General features: G+C 65.3%; 19 protein-coding genes. 13 read left to right on the forward strand and 6 right to left on the reverse strand.

From position 1 onward, the window contains the following. Window positions 1–7: 7 nt before the first annotated feature. The gene (locus ACQPZ2_RS23020; protein WP_063044035.1) at window positions 8–1102 is read right to left on the reverse strand and encodes a hypothetical protein; all 1095 of its coding nucleotides are present in this window, start codon (window positions 1100–1102) and stop codon (window positions 8–10) included. 119 nt (window positions 1103–1221) lie between these two features. Here ACQPZ2_RS23020 and ACQPZ2_RS23025 point away from each other — a divergent pair, with 119 nt between their 5' ends. The 5 genes from ACQPZ2_RS23025 (at window position 1222) to ACQPZ2_RS23045 (ending at window position 6197) form a co-directional block, all read left to right on the forward strand. After that, complete coding sequence (locus tag ACQPZ2_RS23025; protein WP_433520340.1) at window positions 1222–2019, forward strand: HugZ family protein; 798 nt, start codon at window positions 1222–1224, stop codon at window positions 2017–2019. Window positions 2020–2136: 117 nt separating this feature from the next. Beyond that, complete coding sequence (locus ACQPZ2_RS23030) at window positions 2137–2862, forward strand: TetR/AcrR family transcriptional regulator (RefSeq protein WP_433520341.1); 726 nt, start codon at window positions 2137–2139, stop codon at window positions 2860–2862. Beyond that, the gene (locus ACQPZ2_RS23035; protein ID WP_433520342.1) at window positions 2850–5252 is read left to right on the forward strand and encodes a nitrate- and nitrite sensing domain-containing protein; all 2403 of its coding nucleotides are present in this window, start codon (window positions 2850–2852) and stop codon (window positions 5250–5252) included. The genes ACQPZ2_RS23030 and ACQPZ2_RS23035 overlap by 13 nt, the downstream gene beginning before the upstream one ends. Then, the gene (locus ACQPZ2_RS23040) at window positions 5230–5625 is read left to right on the forward strand and encodes a roadblock/LC7 domain-containing protein (RefSeq protein WP_040690503.1); all 396 of its coding nucleotides are present in this window, start codon (window positions 5230–5232) and stop codon (window positions 5623–5625) included. Before ACQPZ2_RS23035 ends, ACQPZ2_RS23040 begins: the two co-directional genes overlap by 23 nt. After that, window positions 5622–6197, forward strand: coding sequence for a GTP-binding protein (locus tag ACQPZ2_RS23045; RefSeq protein ID WP_433520343.1), 576 nt, complete (start codon window positions 5622–5624; stop codon window positions 6195–6197). The genes ACQPZ2_RS23040 and ACQPZ2_RS23045 overlap by 4 nt, the downstream gene beginning before the upstream one ends. 31 nt (window positions 6198–6228) lie before the next feature. Here ACQPZ2_RS23045 and ACQPZ2_RS23050 read toward each other — a convergent pair whose 3' ends face one another. Continuing rightward, complete coding sequence (locus ACQPZ2_RS23050; RefSeq protein WP_433520344.1) at window positions 6229–6591, reverse strand: hypothetical protein; 363 nt, start codon at window positions 6589–6591, stop codon at window positions 6229–6231. Window positions 6592–6842: 251 nt separating this feature from the next. Here ACQPZ2_RS23050 and ACQPZ2_RS23055 point away from each other — a divergent pair, with 251 nt between their 5' ends. Further along, window positions 6843–7502: a phospholipid scramblase-related protein gene (locus ACQPZ2_RS23055; protein ID WP_433527497.1), complete on the forward strand. Its 660-nt coding sequence runs from the start codon at window positions 6843–6845 to the stop codon at window positions 7500–7502. Here ACQPZ2_RS23055 and ACQPZ2_RS23060 read toward each other — a convergent pair. Beyond that, the gene (locus ACQPZ2_RS23060; RefSeq protein WP_433520345.1) at window positions 7499–8107 is read right to left on the reverse strand and encodes a TetR/AcrR family transcriptional regulator; all 609 of its coding nucleotides are present in this window, start codon (window positions 8105–8107) and stop codon (window positions 7499–7501) included. The two genes, ACQPZ2_RS23055 and ACQPZ2_RS23060, sit on opposite strands and share 4 nt — an antisense overlap. A gap of 184 nt (window positions 8108–8291) precedes the next feature. After that, on the reverse strand, window positions 8292–9131 hold the full coding sequence (locus tag ACQPZ2_RS23065) for a mycofactocin-coupled SDR family oxidoreductase (RefSeq protein WP_433520346.1): 840 nt from the start codon (window positions 9129–9131) through the stop codon (window positions 8292–8294). A 361-nt stretch (window positions 9132–9492) separates the two neighbouring features. Between ACQPZ2_RS23065 and ACQPZ2_RS23070 the strand changes: the two genes are divergently transcribed. The 3 genes from ACQPZ2_RS23070 (at window position 9493) to ACQPZ2_RS23080 (ending at window position 11858) form a co-directional block, all read left to right on the forward strand. Beyond that, window positions 9493–10776 carry a cytochrome P450 gene (locus ACQPZ2_RS23070; protein WP_433520347.1) on the forward strand — a complete coding sequence of 428 codons (1284 nt, stop codon included), beginning with the start codon at window positions 9493–9495 and terminating at the stop codon, window positions 10774–10776. A 37-nt stretch (window positions 10777–10813) separates the two neighbouring features. Continuing rightward, on the forward strand, window positions 10814–11002 hold the full coding sequence (locus ACQPZ2_RS23075) for a ferredoxin (protein WP_433520348.1): 189 nt from the start codon (window positions 10814–10816) through the stop codon (window positions 11000–11002). Between the two features lie 205 nt (window positions 11003–11207). After that, the gene (locus tag ACQPZ2_RS23080) at window positions 11208–11858 is read left to right on the forward strand and encodes a three-helix bundle dimerization domain-containing protein (RefSeq protein WP_433527498.1); all 651 of its coding nucleotides are present in this window, start codon (window positions 11208–11210) and stop codon (window positions 11856–11858) included. A gap of 1 nt (window position 11859) precedes the next feature. Here ACQPZ2_RS23080 and ACQPZ2_RS23085 read toward each other — a convergent pair whose 3' ends face one another. Beyond that, the gene (locus tag ACQPZ2_RS23085) at window positions 11860–12492 is read right to left on the reverse strand and encodes a TetR family transcriptional regulator (RefSeq protein ID WP_433520349.1); all 633 of its coding nucleotides are present in this window, start codon (window positions 12490–12492) and stop codon (window positions 11860–11862) included. 99 nt (window positions 12493–12591) lie between these two features. Between ACQPZ2_RS23085 and ACQPZ2_RS23090 the strand changes: the two genes are divergently transcribed. The 4 genes from ACQPZ2_RS23090 to ACQPZ2_RS23105 all read left to right on the forward strand — a co-directional run bounded on the left by ACQPZ2_RS23090 (window position 12592) and on the right by ACQPZ2_RS23105 (window position 16463). Then, entirely contained in the window at window positions 12592–13098 is a 507-nt protein-coding gene (locus ACQPZ2_RS23090) for a VOC family protein (RefSeq protein ID WP_433520350.1), read from the forward strand. Continuing rightward, on the forward strand, window positions 13089–14570 hold the full coding sequence (locus ACQPZ2_RS23095; protein ID WP_433520351.1) for an FAD-binding protein: 1482 nt from the start codon (window positions 13089–13091) through the stop codon (window positions 14568–14570). Before ACQPZ2_RS23090 ends, ACQPZ2_RS23095 begins: the two co-directional genes overlap by 10 nt. 1 nt (window position 14571) lies before the next feature. Beyond that, window positions 14572–15444: a TIGR03619 family F420-dependent LLM class oxidoreductase gene (locus ACQPZ2_RS23100; RefSeq protein WP_433520352.1), complete on the forward strand. Its 873-nt coding sequence runs from the start codon at window positions 14572–14574 to the stop codon at window positions 15442–15444. Between the two features lie 134 nt (window positions 15445–15578). Then, entirely contained in the window at window positions 15579–16463 is an 885-nt protein-coding gene (locus tag ACQPZ2_RS23105; RefSeq protein ID WP_433520353.1) for an RNA polymerase sigma-70 factor, read from the forward strand. A 325-nt stretch (window positions 16464–16788) separates the two neighbouring features. Here ACQPZ2_RS23105 and ACQPZ2_RS23110 read toward each other — a convergent pair whose 3' ends face one another. Next, window positions 16789–17643 carry a fructosamine kinase family protein gene (locus ACQPZ2_RS23110; protein WP_433520354.1) on the reverse strand — a complete coding sequence of 285 codons (855 nt, stop codon included), beginning with the start codon at window positions 17641–17643 and terminating at the stop codon, window positions 16789–16791. Window positions 17644–17989: the final 346 nt, after the last annotated feature.

The following is a 17989-nucleotide window of genomic DNA, read 5'->3' on the forward strand; positions in this document are numbered from 1 at the left end:
GCCCGGGTCAGAACAGCTGGTCGGAGTGGGTGTCGGCTTCCCCTCTGACGTCGGCGGCGAATTGGGCTTCGACTTCGGCGTCGTCGCCCGCGGTGTGGGCCGAGTAGAGCAGTAGGCAGCCGCGGATGCCGTCGAGGAGATCTTCGAGGAGGTCGAGGGCAGGGCGGGTGGGGTCGAGGCGGCTGATCCGGAACTCATCGAGGAGGGCGGCGCGGGAGGCGCTGTCGAGATCGAATTTGCGAGCCTGCTCTTCGATTTCGGCGACGCGGGCCACCACCGCCCATGGTGCGGGCACGTGTCCTTCGGAGACGGCCATGGCCTCGGCGATGAGGTCGACGACGATCTCGGTCGGTGTCTCACCGCTGATCAGGCGCTCCAGCACCAGGGTCGGGGTTTCGACCTGCAGTGCCTCGATATCGTCGGCTTCGACGACCACATCGGCGGTGGGCACGCCCGCGAGTTCGCCCGCGACCTCGGCGGCGGCGTAGAGCCAGTGCGCGGCCGCGACGGATGCGGAGGCGGGGTCGAGTTCGGTGAACAGTTCCACGGTGCCGAGGGGATCGGCGCGCAGCAGGTCGTCGGCGGCCTGGACCTGGGCCGGTGAGACATCCGGGCGTGAGAGTTCGACCGCTTGGCGCGCGCGCCCGGACAGGTCGCCGAGCTCGGCGGATTCGATGGCGGCCTGTTCGGTGCGGACCTCGGCCGCGATGGTGTCACGCAGGCCGGAATCGTCGACGGCGTGCAGGGTGCGGCCTACACGGTGCGCGGATTCGACCACACCGCTGTAGGAAACGACGAGGCCGTGGTCGGTCGGCAGGTTGGGGGTGCGGATTCCGGCCTCGACCTCCTTGAAGTTGCGGCGCTCTTCGGCGCGCCGCCAGGCCTCGCTATTGGGAACGTCGGGATCGCCTGCGGCACTTGCCGGATGCGTATAGGTGCGCCACTGGAACCGGGACAGGGTGGTCAGATTCGACGCCAAACTCGTTGCCTGGTCATGGTTTATCGGTGGCAGCTGGGCCACCGTGGTCGAGAGATCGCCGCGTCCGGTCGCCCAGATGGCGACGAGGGCGTTGCGGTCGGCGTCGAATGCGTATCGGGTCACGCACGCCAGTCTTGCCGATCCGCGGCCGTTGCGCGCGCGATCGCCTGGTTCGAGATGCGGTCTTCGGCGTTTCAGTGTGCGATGTCGGCCCTACCGTGGTCCCTGCGAGGATGGACGCTATGACTCTCGATCACGGTGATCCCGGCGACGCGCCTTCGATTCCACAGCCGACCACGCCCGTGGTGAATTCCGCTCGTCCGTCGGCGGCCGAGGAGGCCAGGACTGTTGCGGCGACGACGAATATCGCGACCTTGGCGAGTTTGAGCGAGGACGGCGGCCCGTGGGCGTCGTTCGTCACCTACGGGCTGCTGGATGGTCAGCCGGTGCTGTGCGTATCGCGGATGGCCGAGCACGGGCGCAATCTCGCGGCGGATCCGCGCGCCAGCTTGTCGGTGGTGTCGCCCGATGTTCCGGCCGATCCGCTGGCCGGTACCAGGATCACGCTGGCCGGGGTGGCGGAGCGGCCGGTCGGTGCCGAGGCCGCGGCGGCGCGCGAGGCGCATCTGGCCGCGGTGCCCGCGGCGAAGTACTACGTGGATTACAGCGATTTCTCGCTGTGGGTGTTGCGGGTGCGGCGAGTTCGATGGGTCGGCGGGTACGGGCGGATGGATTCCGCGACGGCGGAGCAGTATCTGGCGGCCGCGCCGGATCCGATTGTTCCGGTGGCTGGGCGGGCGATCACGCACCTCAATGACGATCATGCGGATGCGCTGTTGTCGATGGCGCAGGTATTGGGCGGGTATCCGGATGCGACCGAGGCGAGTTGTGAACGCGCCGATCGCTATGGGCTCGATCTGCGAGTAGTGACGCCGCGCGGAGTGGCGCGGACACGGGTCGGCTATGCGACCCCGATCGATTCGGCAGACGAATTGCGTGCGGCGACAGTCGAATTGACACGGCGGTCGCGCGAGGGCTGACGAATCGAACTCAGTTGAGCATATAACAGTATACTCAATCGGTGTCATCCAATACGGACGGCAACGCCGCGCAGCCGTCGCACCGGCGTATCTCGCGGACACCGATGGGAGCTTCCTATGACCGATCTCGCTGACCACATGTCACAGCCCGGGCCGACCGACGCGGCGACGGCCCGGGCACATGCGGTCAGATCGGCTCGTGCCGCGCGAAGCCGCGAGATAGTCGCAAGCGCCGGTGAGGTTTTCGCGGCCCGCGGCTACCACGGGACCAGCATGGATCAGGTCGCGAGACATTCAGGTATCAGCAAACCCAGTCTGTACCAGTACTTTCCGAGCAAGTTGACGCTGTATCTGACGGTATTGCAACAGCATCTCGACCGACTCGTGTCCACCGTCCACGACGCCCTGCATTCGACCGCCGACAATCATGGGCGGCTATCGGCAGCGGTACAGGCCTATTTCGACTTCGCCGACGATGATCCCGACGGATTCCGGCTGGTCTTCGAGTCCGAGGTGCCCACCGAGCCGTCCGTGCAGTGGCGCATAGGGCAGGCCACCGCGGCCTGTGTCGGTGCGGTACACGATCTACTCGTCCGAGACTCCGGCCTCGGTCCACAGCGCGCGTGGGCATTCGCGGTCGGGCTTGTCGGCGCCAGCCAGTTCACCGCGCGCTACTGGCTGTCCGCGGAGCGGCCCGTACCGAAGGAACAAGCCGTCGAAATCACTGTCGCCCTCTGCTGGGGCGGTCTGTCGCACATACCGCTCCGTGCGGTTTCCACCGCATGGAAAGAGGACAATCAATTCGGTCCGGCCCGTACTACCTTGGGCCGATGTTCAGAGTGAGACTCGGGGTCCGGTCGCGGATTCTGGCGATCGCGCTCATCCCGAGCCTGTCCCTGCTCGTGGTCGGCGCGAGTACCGCGGGATACCTGGTCGCCGAGGGGAATAAGGCTCAGGAGTGGGCCTCGCAGAATCGCAACGTGATTCCGACAGCTCGGGTGTTCGTGGCGGCGGTGCAGGAAGAACGTCAGTTGACGTTGGCGGCTCTCGGTGGTGAAGAGGCGGCCGTACCCGCGCTGGGTACGGCGCGCCTGCAGTTGGATAATGCGTTCAAAAGCCTCATTGCCGGGTCGACCGGAGTGCGCGCGGTGGACGATTCGAAAATCGGTGCGACCGCGGAGAATTTTCTCACCCTCGACGCCCAACTGGCCCGGGCGCGTACTGCTATCGACACGGACCAACTGCCGATTGCCGACGCATATGCTTTCTACAACCGACTCCTCGACGGCATCGTCGAAGGCTCCAGAGTCATCGCACGAACCGCGCCGGACGCGGAAATCGCCGCACAACTCGCCGACGGGGTGCAACTGTTCCGAATAGTCGAAGCGATGTCACGCAGTGATGCTTTGGCAGGCGTGCTGGCCGCCGCGAGCGGGACGACGCTCATTCCGATAGCGGATTTTCTGCGTGAGATCGGCTTCTACCACTCCGAGGTCGTGAGTCTCACCAGCGCACTCGGCCCGGACCAGAAACAGAGCCTGCACACTCTTACCTCGAGCCAAGCGTGGCAGCGACTCACGGCTATGGAAGATGCTCTTGTCCAACGCAATACGGTAGGACCGGGTAACGGATCGTCAGGCACCACCGGCACACCCGGCAGACAATCCTCGCCGCTGCCGTTCAGTACCGAGGACTGGCGCAGTTCGGTCGCCGAGGTGAATCGCGGCCTGGTCGATATCTGGCTCGCGCAGAATGAGCAGGCGCAACAGCTGGCCGAGAGCAAGGCCGCCGACGCCACCACGAAATCCGCGTGGGCGGGCGGCGGTGTGGTCGCGATCAGCCTGGTCGCCTTTCTGATCGCGGTGGTCCTGGCCAATCAATTCATCCGTCGGCTGCGGCGACTGCGCGGGGAAACGCTCGCCCTCGCCGACGAGCGGCTGCCCGATATGATGCGACGGCTGGGTGAGGGTGAAGTGATCGACCCCGCGACCGAATCACCGGATCTGGACTATGGTCACGACGAAATCGGTGAGGTGGCCAAGGCATTCCAGCATGCGCATGCCGCGGCCGTGGCGGGCGCGGTGAACGAAGCCCGTACCCGTGAGGGTGTCAAGGCGGTCTTCTTGAATATCGCTCACCGCAGCCAGATGGTGGTGCACCGACAGCTCGAGATCCTCGACGAAGCCGAAGCGCGTGAAGAGGATCCAGCAATGCTGGACACGCTGTTCAAGCTCGATCATCTCGCGACCCGCGAGCGCCGCAATGCCGAGAACCTCATTGTGCTCGGCGGCGGGCAGCCGGGACGACAGTGGCGCAATCCGGTGCGGCTGATCGACGTGGTGCGCAGCGCCGTCGGTGAAACCCTCGACTACACACATGTCCGCATCGCTCGACTACCCGAGACCCAGGTGTCGGGCGCGGCTGTCGCCGACGTCACACATCTGCTCGCCGAACTCATGGACAATGCGACCTCGTTTTCACCGCCGCAATCGCGAGTCGAGGTGACCGGCGCAGTTGTCGGAAAAGGGGTGGCGGTCGAGATCAACGATCAGGGTATGGGGATACCGCCGTCCGAGACGGCCAGAATCAACGAGATACTTCGTGAGCCACCGCATTTCGGTCTGGCGGCGTTATCGGCGGACTCTCGGCTGGGTTTGTTCGTTGTCGCGAAACTGGCGGCTCGGCAGGGCATTTCGGTGCGGCTGACCGAGTCCGATTACGGCGGGATCCGCGCGATCGTGCTCATCCCCGCGACCGTACTGACCCCTGACACGGCCGCGCCGCCACTAGCTTCGGAGCCGACGATATCGGCTGAGGGAAGCAGGCCGCTGATGCTCGCCACCGACCGTTCGGCCACCACAACGGTCGCCGAAATCCGGACACGCACTGCCCTGGCGGCGGTGGCACCCATGCCACCGCACGCGCAGCCGACGTTCGATGGGCCACCGACGACCGAATTCGATAGTCGGCCCGCCCTGCCCCGCAGGCGCCGACAAGCAAGTATCGCACCGCAACTGGCGAATCCGGTTCCAGCCGAGCAACCGCGACACCGAGCGCGCTCGGCGGAACAGGCCCGAGACCTCATGTCCGCCATCGAAAACGGGACCAGGCAGGGCCGCCATGCCATCCCCGATCAACGCCGGATCGCTACATCCGCCGAAGGGTTCGGCGCATCGATCGGCAACCCCTCGGATGAACAGGAAGGCAACGGTGACTTCTTCCAGCCCCGGTGATCTCAACTGGCTCCTCGACGACCTCGTCGACCGACTGGCCGGTGTCCGGTACGCGGTGGTCCTGTCCACCGACGGCCTGCTCCTCGGCCGCTCCACCACCATGACCCGCGAAGACGCCGAACACTTCGCCGCCATGTCCTCCACCCTCTACGGCCTCGCCCGCAGCGCCGGAAGCCGCTTCGACGGCGGCGGGGTCCGCCAAGCCGTCATCGAACTCGACCGCGCGGTGCTGTTCGTGACCTCCGCGGGCGACAACGCCTGCCTGGCACTACAAGCAGCCGAATCAGCCAACCTCGGCATGGTGGCCTACGAAATGAACGTCACCGTCCAACGTGTCGGCACCTACCTATCCACCCCAGCGCGGCTGCCATGACGACACTGCAGCTGGCGGCTTCGGTCAAAATTCTCATCGCCGGTGGATTCGGCGTCGGCAAAACAACCATGGTCTCCTCGATCAGCGAGGTCGCACCACTACGCACCGAAGAACTGATCACCGAAGTCAGCACCGGAATCGACGACCTATCCGGCGTCGAACAAAAAACCACCACCACAGTCGCACTCGACTTCGGCCGCATCACCATCGACCAAGACCTCGTCCTCTACCTCTTCGGCACACCCGGCCAAGACCGATTCTGGTTCCTCTGGGACGAACTCTCACGCGGCGCACTCGGCGCCATCGTCATCGCCGACACCCGACGACTCGACAACTCCTTCGCCGCCGTCGACTTCTTCGAACGACGCGGACTCCCATTCCTCGTCGCCGTCAACTGCTTCGACGGCGCACCCGTCTACACCATCAACGAAGTCCGCGACGCACTCGACCTCGACAACCACATCCCCGTCATGCTGTGCGACGCCCGCGACCGCACCTCCTGCAAAGACGTACTACTCAACCTGGTCCAGCACCTCATCGAACGAGCCGGGCGGGCTCCCGTCGCCACCTGAGCATCAGCACGATGATGACCACGACCGCGATTCACATACCCGATGTGTAGGCGGGATGGTCGAAGATTCCGTCCGCGAAACGCCATTGGAGGTGCATCGCGGTGAGGTTGACAGCCGAGGCGACGAGCGCGAGCAAATAGATGTACAGCATCGGATTGCTCGCGTCCGGATTCGTTGCGATCTCGGTCACCAGCAGCGCCGACCACAGCGCGGTGAGTGCGATAAACGGGCCACGCAGCCGCATCGGACGCACCGGGGCGTAAACGAGATTCGGCACCCGATGCTGTGGCCCGTCAGGAAGCGCGGCCAGGCTGCGACTTCGCGTCGGAATCACCAACCTGCGCACGAGCCCGGCGATGACTGCGGTCAGCACAATGACGGCGATGAGATGCACAGTATGCGCGTCCTCCCTTATGTGAGACTTCTTCGTTGCAGAAATAGATTCGGTCACGTGTGCAGTTGCCGATAGCCACCCATGGGGTGGACATCGCCCACCCCGACGGGTTTCTCCGAACCGGACCATCTGCATGGTCATAGGGGGCAGCGGGGGCACTGACCCCACCCTTGGGTGCCTTGATGCGGCGCTGCCGGTCGCGGAGTCTATTCATAGCCGGGCTTCCCCGGGCCGCAATCACGAGGAAAGCAATGCCAATTTCTGAACAACCGACCATAGCCGGACGACATTGTGGTGGAACGCTTTACACCGAGCCGGTGCTGATTATCGATCAGAAGCCCAAGCTGATCGAGATGTCTACCGAGTACGCGGTGCTGGACGAGAACGGCCAGCGGCTCGGGTCCGTAGTGGAGGTCGGTCAGAGTCGCCTAAAGAAGGCCACTCGCTTTTTCGGTGAATTCAATAATTTCTTCACCCACCGGCTCGAAATGCGAGATGCCTTGGACAATCCTGCGCTCACGGTGACGCGCCCCCGAAAAGTGTTCAAGTCGAAGGTCATCGTCGACGGGCCCGCGGGAGAGCCGATCGGTCGGATTGTCCAGGAGAACTGGATGGGCAAGAAGCGTTTCGCGCTGCTTGCCGACGGCACCCGGATCGGGACTATCCACGCGGACCGGCTGTTCGAACCGCGAAGGTTCACAATCGTCGATCACACCGACGCGGAAATCGCCCGGATCATCAGAACCACCGCCGGCCTGGGACGGGCGATCGTGTCGGCCGAAACCTACGCGCTGGTGATCGACGAGCCGTTGCGCGAACCGATGGCCGGCCTTGTCCTTGCGTCTGCGGTGGCGATCAACACCGCGATCATGCAGGTGAAATCCACCACCGTGCTGGACCTGATCCCTTAGTCCGAACCGGTCGACACAGGTGTGGACGTGAGAGCGAATCGAGCGATGAACCCCTCGACGAATTCGCGCAGTTGGTCGTGGCCTTGCACCATGCCCACCGCTCCTTCGTTGCAGATGATGCGCGCTGCCCCGGTGAGCAGGATTGCCATCACCACCGGCGGATACACCGACAGGTCGACGCCGTGTGAGCGCAGGACCATGGTGACGGCCGCGGTCTCGATGTCGCGCACCCGTTCGGCATAGGTTTTCAGTTCGGCGCCGATCACCTTGCGGTGGTTGGCCAGCGCCATCCACTCGGTGCTGAGCCGGGTGTAACCGGTGTCGGTGTTGATCAGCCACAACACCCGCAGTGGATCGTCGTCGGTGAGGGCTTGGCGCATCCGCTCCAGCGCCTGATCGCCGGAGTCGCTCAGCACCGCGAGGAACAGATCGTCCATCGTGGGGAAGTAGTAGTAGACCAGTGCCGACTTCACTCCGGCTCGCTCGGCTACCCGCCGTGAGGTCGCCGCGGCATAACCATCCTCACGCATGATTTCCTCGGTTGCCGCCATCAACCGCTGGCGGGTGCCGATGTCGGCCGTTTTCGCGGTGCTGCGCCCCGCCATCAGCCGCACCTTCGCGCCGCGCCGCCGAACCCTGACTGTCCTCGCCGTATCGCGCTACGCATAAGGCACTCTAACATTTGATCGGTCGATAAATTCCGCAGGCAGACCGGATCGGCCCAGGTGAGGCCCCTTCTGTTGCCGGATCCGTCGGCATGCGCCCGACGGATCCGGCGGGCGAGCGCCCCTACTTCAGCGTGCTCCCCGCATCGACGGTCATGGGAAGGCCGGTGATGTAGCGGGCTTCGTCGGAGGCCAGGAACAACACTGCGTTGCTGATGTCCTCCGGCTCGACCCAACCCACCGGCAATACATGCATGAACTCCGCCACCGGCCTGAAGTCCTCGACGCCCGGATTCTCCAGATCCGGACGGAACATCTTCATCGTGCCCTCGTTCATGAACATCGGCGTGTTGACATTGGTCGGGTGCACCGAATTGACCCGGATCGAGTGCTGTCCCAATTCGACCGCGAACGTCCGCATCAGGCCGACCACTCCGTGCTTGGCGGCGATGTAGTGCCCGGTGTTCGGGTAGGCCTTCAGTCCGCCCACCGAACTCGTCAGGATGATCGATCCGCCGTTTCCTCCGGAAAGCAGGTGCGGCACAGCGGCTTTCACGGTCTTCCAGACGCCGGAAAGGTTGATGTCGATCATCACGGTCCAGTCCTGCTCGCTGGTCTGGTCCAGCGTCGCACCACCGTTGCCGATGCCCGCGTTGGCCACGATGATGTCCAGGCGCCCCAACTGCTCCACACCGCTGTCCACGGCGGCCTTCAGCGCCTGGAAATCCCGGACATCGACCTCGGCGGTGACAATGCGTCTGCCCAGCCCCTTCACCAGTTCCGCGGTTTCGGCAAGATCCTCCGGGGTCGACGGCGCGATCTGATCGCTGCCACTGACGGGCTTGCACGCGTCGATGGCGATGATGTCGGCGCCCTCCTGTGCCAGCCGCACCGCGTGACTGCGGCCCTGCCCGCGCGCCGCGCCCGTGATGAAGGCGACCTTGCCTTCGACCCGTCCAACCATGAAGCACCTCGTTCGTTCGCGGATCGAATCCGATCCCATTTCATCAATTTCTGATCGATCGATCAAATTGGACACCTGCGGCGTCGTGATGTCAATGGCTGATCAGCACCCCGGCTGCGAACGACGCGCCGCCGCGCATCTCGCCGACAACACCCGAGCATCACCCAGACTGGAAAGATCCACGGAAAGCACAGGTTACACCTGTTTACCGACATCAGATGCTCGCACGGATCAGCATTCGCGGATCCCCGGCGGTTCTCGCCGCTCTTGACCGTCCAACGCGGCGCGTGCTACTACTTCCCCACTCTAATCTGATCGATCGATCAAACAATGTATTCTTGACCTGAAGAGGGTGGGAGTAATGGCCGACTTGGCTTCCGTCGACTACTTTTCCGATGAATCGGTCGCCCAGAGTCCGTACGAATATCTGGCCTATCTGCGAACTCGGAACCCGGTGTTCCGCGAACCCCACTACGGGGTCATGGTGGTCACCGGCTATCAGGAAGCCAACGAGGTGTTCCGCAACGCCGATGCCTTCTCGGCCTGCGTCGCTATCGGCGGACCTTTCCCACCGTTGCCCTTTGTTCCGGTCGGTGACGACATCAGCACCCAGATCGATGAACACCGGCACCAGTTCCCGATCTTCGAGCACATGGTCACCATGGACCCGCCGCAGCACACGCGCACCCGCACCCTGCTGAGCCGATTGCTGACTCCCAAACGGCTCACCGAGAACCGTGACTACATGTGGCGGCTGGCCGATCGCCAGTTCGACGACATCGTCGCCGGGGGCCGGTGCGAATTCCTCGGCGACTACGCCAAACCCTTCGCCACACTGGCCATCGCTGACCTGCTCGGCGTTCCCGACAGCGACCGCGACGAATTCCGAGCCCGGCTGGGCGGCTACGAAGAGCCGGGTAGTCGAGTGGGAGCGCTCGACCACGAACCGGTGGGCACGAACCCGCTGCAATGGCTGGAGGAGACCTTCGGCGAATACATCAGCAACCGCAGAACCACGCCCCGCGACGACATCCTCGGCATCCTTGCGTCCACGACCTATCCGGACGGATCACTACCCGATCTCATCGATATCGTGCGACCGGCGACCTTCTTGTTCGCGGCAGGGCAGGAGACGGTCACCAAACTGCTGAGCTCGGCCGTGCGGGTGCTCGCCGAACGCCCGCGGTTCCAGCAGCTGCTACGTGAAAACCGCAGCCTGGTCGGTCCTTTCATCGAGGAATCGCTGCGCACCGACAGCCCCACCAAGGTCGACTTCCGGTTGACCCGCAAGACCACACGAGTCGGCGATGTCGAGATCCCCGCAGGTACGGTCGTCATGCTCTGCATCGGCGCGGCCAACCGTGACCCTCGCAAATTCGAGGATCCCGACGAGTTCCGGCTCGATCGCCACAACTCCCGCGAGCACATCGCATTCGGCCGCGGCATCCATACCTGCGCAGGCGCACCGCTCGCCCGGACCGAAGGACAGGTCACCCTGGACCGGATGCTCGACCGTCTCCAGGACATCGATATCGACGAGAGCGCCCACGGCCCCGCCCAGCACCGCACCTATCGATACGAACCGACGTTCCTCCTACGCGGATTGCGCGAACTGCACATCACCTTCACCGAGGCGGACCGGTGATGCGCGACAGCCCTGTCCGGACTTCCGGTGATCCCCGGTGAAGGCCACCGTCGATGCCGACCGTTGCCGCGGGCACGGCGTATGTGTTGCGCTGTGCCCGGCCGTCTTTCGGCTCACCGACAACGGCTATGCCGAAACCATCGATCCGTCGGTTCCCACCCGGTACCAGGAGGCAGTCACCGACGCGGCGAGCGCCTGTCCCGAACACGCCATCGTGACGCAGTGACCGATCCGCTCCGACGGAAGGTTCTCTGCGCTGACGGTTTTCGCGACGGCCGCCGTATCGAGGGGGCTTCTTCGGCGATACGCCGCATTGTGGCCTGCAGGTTCGATACGGTTCATCCTCAGTTTGGTTGCCGCGCAGGGGCGTCGGTGTCACCCTCACTACTGTGTCTACGCCCGAGCGGACGAACCGGGCCGGATACGCCGAGATCACCCCGGCGTACCGACTCCTCGACATAGTGCACGGCACGGCACTCGCCCGTGCCGAGCGGCGGCTGCACCGCGAGTTCACGATCTTGTTCGACGCCAACACGATTCACCATTTCCTGCACGACTCCTACTCGCAGATCACGGCACACGCGCCGGTGAAGCTGTACGTGCCGCTGCTGGCCGAGCGCTTCGCCCGGCAGCAGCTGCACGCACGAGCCAAGGTGGAGGGCCGCGTCGAGCACGCGGTCCCGGTGGTGCTGTTCCTGTGCACATTCAATGCCGGACGTTCGCAGATGGCGCTGGGCTTTTTCGAGCACTACGCACAGGGTCGGGTATTGGCCTGGTCCGGTGGGTCCGAGCCGAGCGGGGCGCTCAACGCGGCAGCGGTCGCGGCCATGGCCGAGGTGGGCATCGACATCTCCCACGAGTTCCCCAAGACCTGGACCGACGAGATCATCCTGGCCGCCGACGTCATCATCACCATGGGCTGCGGCGACGTGTGCCCACTGGTGCCCGGCATCCGGTACGAAGATTGGGGCGTGGACGATCCGGCCGGGCTACCGGTGGCCGACGTGCGCCCGATCCGCGACGATATCCAGCAGCGTGTGATCGATCTGCTGGCCAGCCTCGATCTCCCGATCACCTCCTGACCTAACCGCCCGATGTCGCTTCGCGCACCGGCACAGTGAGCATCGCAACGATCATGTCGATGATCTCGGCGCTGTCGCTGCTGGGGACCGGGGTGCGCACGCCCGCTTCCAGCGCACGTTCGTAGTCGGCGATCAAGGCGAACATGACGGTCGCCATGGTTTCCAGGCGCTGGCGGCGTCGGCGGGGCGGGAGTTGCGGGAGGGCCGCGTCCAGGCGGGTGGCGATGATGCGGACGGCGGCGCGGTCGGCACCGGCGAGACGGCGGGCGTCGGCGATCACGGGATGGGCACGCACCACCTCGAGGAAGCGGCCATAGTGGGTGACCTGTGCCGTGTAGATGAGTTCGAGGATGGGGGCGGCGAGCATCGCGACCAGTGTGCGGATCTCGTGTGCGGTGCCCTCGGCCTCGTACTGGGCGAGCAGTCCCATTCGGCGGTCTTCGAGCCAGTTCATGCGGCGGTCGACGATGGCCTCGAGCAGACCGCTACGGGAGTCGAAGTAGTAGTGCACCGCGGAGTTGTTGCGCTGGCCCGCGGCCGCGGCGATATCGCGGAGCGGGACGTCCACGCCGCGTTCGGCGATGAGTCGTTCACCCGCGTCGAGCAGTGCGGAACGCGGATCCTCGGTGGCCATATCAGCACGATACTAAACCCGAGTGTTGACTACATTAAGCGTAGGTGCTTAATTGGGCGGTACGAAGCAGTCTTTGCACAGCAGAGTCGAGGTGATCCGATGACCATCGCGCGGGGCCCGATCTTCCAGCTGTGCTGGGTGGTGCGCGATATCGAGGCGGCCCAGCGCGAGTTCGCCGAGCGATACGGCGTCGCGAAGTGGTTCACCATCCCGGACGTGCGCTTCGGGCCGCAGTCGTGCGAATTGCGTGGCGCGCCCGCCGATTACACGATCACGGTGGCATTGGGGTATGCGGGCGGGCAGCAGTTGGAGTTGATCGAGCCCAAGTCCGGGACCAGTCTGTATTCCGAACATCTGGACAGAGTCGGGCCCGGACTGCACCACGTCGCGTGGGTGCCCGAGGACTATGACGCGGCGCTGGCCGAGGCGAACGCGAGCGGAGCCGAGATCCTCGCGCGCGGCGCGTTCGAGGGCGTCGGGATGGAGTTCGCCTATCTCGACGGCGGCGCACTCGGCTCCGCCGTCGAGCTCATGCGGCTGTCGCCGGATATGCGGGCGATGTTCGATTACCTGATTCCGGAGGGGTTTTCGAACCCATGGGCGTAGGAACCGAACTCCCCCAGCTCATTACCGAACCGGTCGAGTGGGATGGGACCGCGCAGGTGATCGTGGTCGGATTCGGTATCGCCGGAGCGTGCGCGGCGATCAGCGCCGCCGAAGCGGGGGCGCGGGTGCTGCTACTCGAGCGCACGGGTGCGGCGGGCGGTGCTTCGGCGTTGGCGGCCGGGCATTTCTATCTCGGTGGGGGTACTGCGGTGCAGCAGGCGACCGGGTATGCGGACAGTGTCGAGGCGATGATCGCCTACTTCGAGGCGGTCACTCCCGAGCCCGATGCGGCGAAGATTCGCGCGTACTGCGCCGAGAGTGTGGCGCATTTCGACTGGCTGGAGGCGCACGGGGTCGAGTTCGAGCGGTCGTTCTATCCCGGAAAGGCGGTGGTGCAGCCGGGCACCGAGGGGCTGATGTGGACCGGCAACGAGAAGGTGTGGCCCTACCGTGAACAGGCGCGGCCCGCGCCGCGCGGGCACAAGGTGAATGCGCGCGCCGAGCGTGGTGGGCAGCAGGTGATGACGGTGCTCGCTGAACGGGTGCGCGAGTTGGGGATCGAGGTCAGGTGCGAGACCGAGGTGCGACAGCTCGTCGTCGATGCGGACGGCCGGGTCGCCGGGGCGCGATGGCGTGACGGCGCGGCCGCCGGCGCGGTAGTGCTCGCCGCGGGCGGATACGTGATGAATCAGGAGATGATCGCCGCGTACACGCCGCGGCTGGCCGAACACTTTCTGCCGCTGGGCGTTCCGTCCGATGACGGGCTCGGCATTCGGCTCGGGCAGTCGGCGGGCGGTGATGTGGCGCAGATGGACGGGGCATTCATGACCGCGTCGTTCTATCCTCCGGCCGAGTTGTTGTACGGGGTGATCGTGAACAAGGCGGGGCGGCGGTTCGTGGCGGAGGATTCCTATCACGGTCGAACCGCGGCTGCTGTTGTCGCACAATCGGATTCGACTGCGTACCTGATAGTAGACAACAAGCATATGGTGTGGCCGGAGCTACCGATGGTGAAGTCCGTCGACGGGTGGGATTCGGTAGCGGAGATGGCATCGGCGCTCGGCATGCCGAGCGATGCGCTGCGAAAGACGTTGGAGGACTACAACGCCGCGGCGGCGCAGGGGCGCGATCCGGAGTTCGGTAAGCATCCCGACTGGCTGACACCGTTGGCGGAAGGTCCATGGGGTGCCTTCGATCTCACACCTGGTCGGGCGACGTACGTCGGGTTCACCCTCGGTGGGCTGCGGACCTCGGTCGATGGTGCGGTGCTTCGCGCCGACGGATCGGTGATCTCCGGGCTGTATGCGGCGGGCGCCTGCGCCTCGAATCTGGCGCAGGACAGTTCCGGCTATTCCAGCGGGACGTGTCTGGGCGAGGCGTCGTACTTCGGGCGACGCGCGGGTGCACATGCGGCGGGACTGTCCGCCGCATCGAACAGGGCGCACAGCGCCGAAAGTATGGAAGGCGATTGAGATGCGATTCACCTATGCCGAGACCATGACGGACCCGACCTTCTATGTGCCGCTGGCACAGGCCGCGGAGGCAGCCGGGTACACGTCGATGACGATCGCCGACAGTGTGGCGTATCCGAAGGAATCCGATGCCACCTACCCCTACACGCCCGACGGCAATCGCGAGTTCCTGGAGGACAAACCGTTCATCGAGGCCTTCGTGTTGTCGGCGGCCATCGCGGCGGCCACAACGACACTGCGGCTGACGCCCTTCGTGGTGAAGCTGCCCATCCGGCCACCGGTGCTGGTGGCCAAACAGGCCGCGTCGATCGCCGCATTGAGCGGGAACCGGTTCGGGTTCGGTGTCGGCATCAGCCCGTGGCCGGATGATTTCGAAATCATGGGTGTCCCGTTCGAACGCCGCGGCGCGCGCATGGACGAGTGCATCGACATCGTGCGCGGACTCACCGCGGGCGGCTATTTCGAATACCACGGGGAGTTCTACGATCTGCCGCCCATCAAGATCAGCCCGGTGCCCACCGAGCCGATTCCGATTCTGATCGGCGGACACAGCGGTCCGGCATTGCGGCGCGCGGCCCAGCGCGGCGACGGCTGGATGCATGCCGGGGGCGATCCGGCCGAATTGGACCGGCTGCTCGCCGAACTCGATGTCCTGCGCGCCGAATACGGCACCCGCAAGGATTTCGAGATCCACGTCATCTCGCTGGACGGGTTCACGGTGGACGGTGTGAAGCGGTTGGAGGACAAGGGGGTCACCGACGTGATCGTCGGCTTCCGCTACCCGTACACCACCGAACCGGATACCGAATCGCTGGACACCAAGATCGCGCACCTGTCCCGGTTCGCGGAGAAGGTCATCGCGAAGACGAGCTGAACCGGGGTGCGGCTCGTCACGAACTCCCGGTGTCACAGAATGTGGTGGTCCGGCGTCTGGTGAACGACGCAGTCGAGATCCAACAGACAGGAGCCACCCGTGGCCACACACTTCCGGATGCCGGGGGCGCAGTCGTGAGCGTGGATCCTGCCACCGAAGTCTTTGTCACCCACCGCAACCTGCTCTTCACCGTCGCCTACGAAATGCTCGGCTCGGCCGCCGACGCCGAAGACGTCCTACAGGAAACCTGGCTGCGCTGGGCAGGCGTGGATCTCGACACCGTGCAGGACCACCGCGCCTACCTGGTCCGGATCACCACCCGCCAATCACTCGACAGGCTACGCACACTCGGACGCCGCAAAGAAACCTATATCGGCCCCTGGCTGCCCGAACCACTACTGACCACACCCGACGTCGCCGACGATGTCGAACTCGCCGAGCACGTCTCCATGGCGATGCTGCTGGTACTCGAGACACTCGCCCCGACCGAACGCGCGGTATTCGTACTGCGCGAGGTGTTCGATCTGCCCTACGACGAGATCGCCGAAGCCGTCGACAAAACCCCGGCCGCGGTCCGTCAGATCGCCCACCGGGCCCGAGCACATGTGGCCGCGCGCCGACCTCGCGGGCCGGTTTCGGCGGCCCAAACCCGAGATGTGCTCGCGGCGTTCCAGCGGGCGCTCGAAAACGGCGACATCCAGGGTCTGCTCGATATGCTCGCGCCCGATGTCGTGCTCCTGGGCGATGGCGGCGGAATCAAACAAGCCCTGCCGCGGCCCGTCACCGGAGCCGACAAGGTGGCCCGCCTCCTGGCCGCCTTCCCGGGCAGAATCACTGCTGCGTTGTCGCTGCAACCGGCCCAGGTCAATGGCTACCCGGCGCTGGTCATACGGCTCGACGACGAGCTCGACACGGTCATGGCGGTGCGCATCGACGACGGCCTCATCACCGGCATCTACTCGGTTCGAAACCCCGAAAAACTGTCGCATATGCAACGGGAGAGCACCTTGCGCCGCTGAGTCCGAAGCCTCGGAGCAGACAGGACCGTCCTCGGCGAAGAACCTTCACTCGCCCCTGCGCTCAGGCGCACCACCACTGCGGCAATCCGCGCAACGGCCAGGACCCGGTTTGTGTCGCCGTGCAGCCGCGCCACACAGGCGCGGCCATCTGCATGGTCGATCATTCAGCGCACAACGTCACCAATACGGTGCGCGGCTGAGCGGCAGGCGTGCATTACGGCGAGCACGCCCGGCACGAGGTCGTGCCTGCGTCCTGGCCCGAGTGAGACATGCACTCGCTTTCGGCGCAGATACTCGGCCTCGAGATCGCGCCCGATCTCGGCATTTACGGGTGCGCAGCGGCGAGGGCGGCCGAGGCGGCGGCGAGGGTTCGGGATCGGTAGGAGCCGCCGAAGAGGACGACGTGCACGAGGAGTGGGTGCAGCTGATGCAGGGGGATGCGCTCGCGCCAGCCGTCGGCGAGTGGGTGGGTTTCGTGGTAGGCGGCGCGGATTCGGTCCAGGTGCGGAGCGCCGAAGAGGGCGAGCATGGCGAGGTCGGTTTCGCGATGACCACCGTGGGCGGCGGGGTCGATGACGAGCGCGCGGTCGGCGGTCCACAGCACATTGCCGGACCACAGATCGCCATGGATGCGGCTGGGTGGTTCGGGTGGACCCGCGAGGGTTTCGATGTTCTCGATCACGCGTTCCAGCAAGCGAATTCCGTCGCGACCGAGATCGGCGGCCGCACGCGGTAGGTAGGGTGCGAGGCGGTAGTCGGCGTACCAGCGCGCCCATGAACCGCCGAGCTGGGTGTTGTCCAGCGGCAGATCGGCGATCCAACCCGACCACGGCGCACCGAAGGATCCCGGCGAATCCGCGTGCAGCGCAGCAAGTTCGCGCCCGAAACGCGCCGCGGCCGACGCGGTCGGCGTGGCCGCCGATACCCAGGGCAGCACCAGCATCCCGGCATCGACAGCCAGCACCTCGGGCACCAACTCCGGCACCCCCGCGGCGAGCCACCGCAGCCCCGCCGCCTCTGCCTCGAATACCGACGCCTGGTCGTGCGCGGCCTTCACGAAGACCTCGCGACCATCGCCGAGCACTGCCCGATGCAACGTCCACGAATGCTGTGATCCCAGATCGGTGATCGATTCCACCGTCACGCCGACCAGTGCCGCGAGATTCGCCGCGCCCCTCACCTCGGTCCCCTGCCCACGCTCCCGAACCTACCCGCCCGGCCCCCCACTTCGACGAAGAAGTCCGTCGGCGCGCCATGCCCTCACCGAGTTTTCCCGCGTCCGAAATCACCGCGCTGGGTTGTCACAGGCTCGGTGGACCCGAATGCGCTGCGCCCGTGTGTTGTTCGCAGCAAATAGTCGGGCCTGCTGGCGACGCCGCTTTCGCTCGTGCCGGGAAGTCTCCGGACACAACAGCGCGCATCGCCGCCGTGTGCTCGGTTCAGTGCGGGCGTATCCGGCTCGGCCATGCCGAATGCCGGAGCAATCAGCCTTGTCACTCGCATCGATCACCGATCACGCACGAGGC

The sequence above is a fragment of the Nocardia pseudovaccinii genome (assembly GCF_050942345.1).
Classification (GTDB): Bacteria; Actinomycetota; Actinomycetes; order Mycobacteriales; family Mycobacteriaceae; genus Nocardia; species Nocardia pseudovaccinii.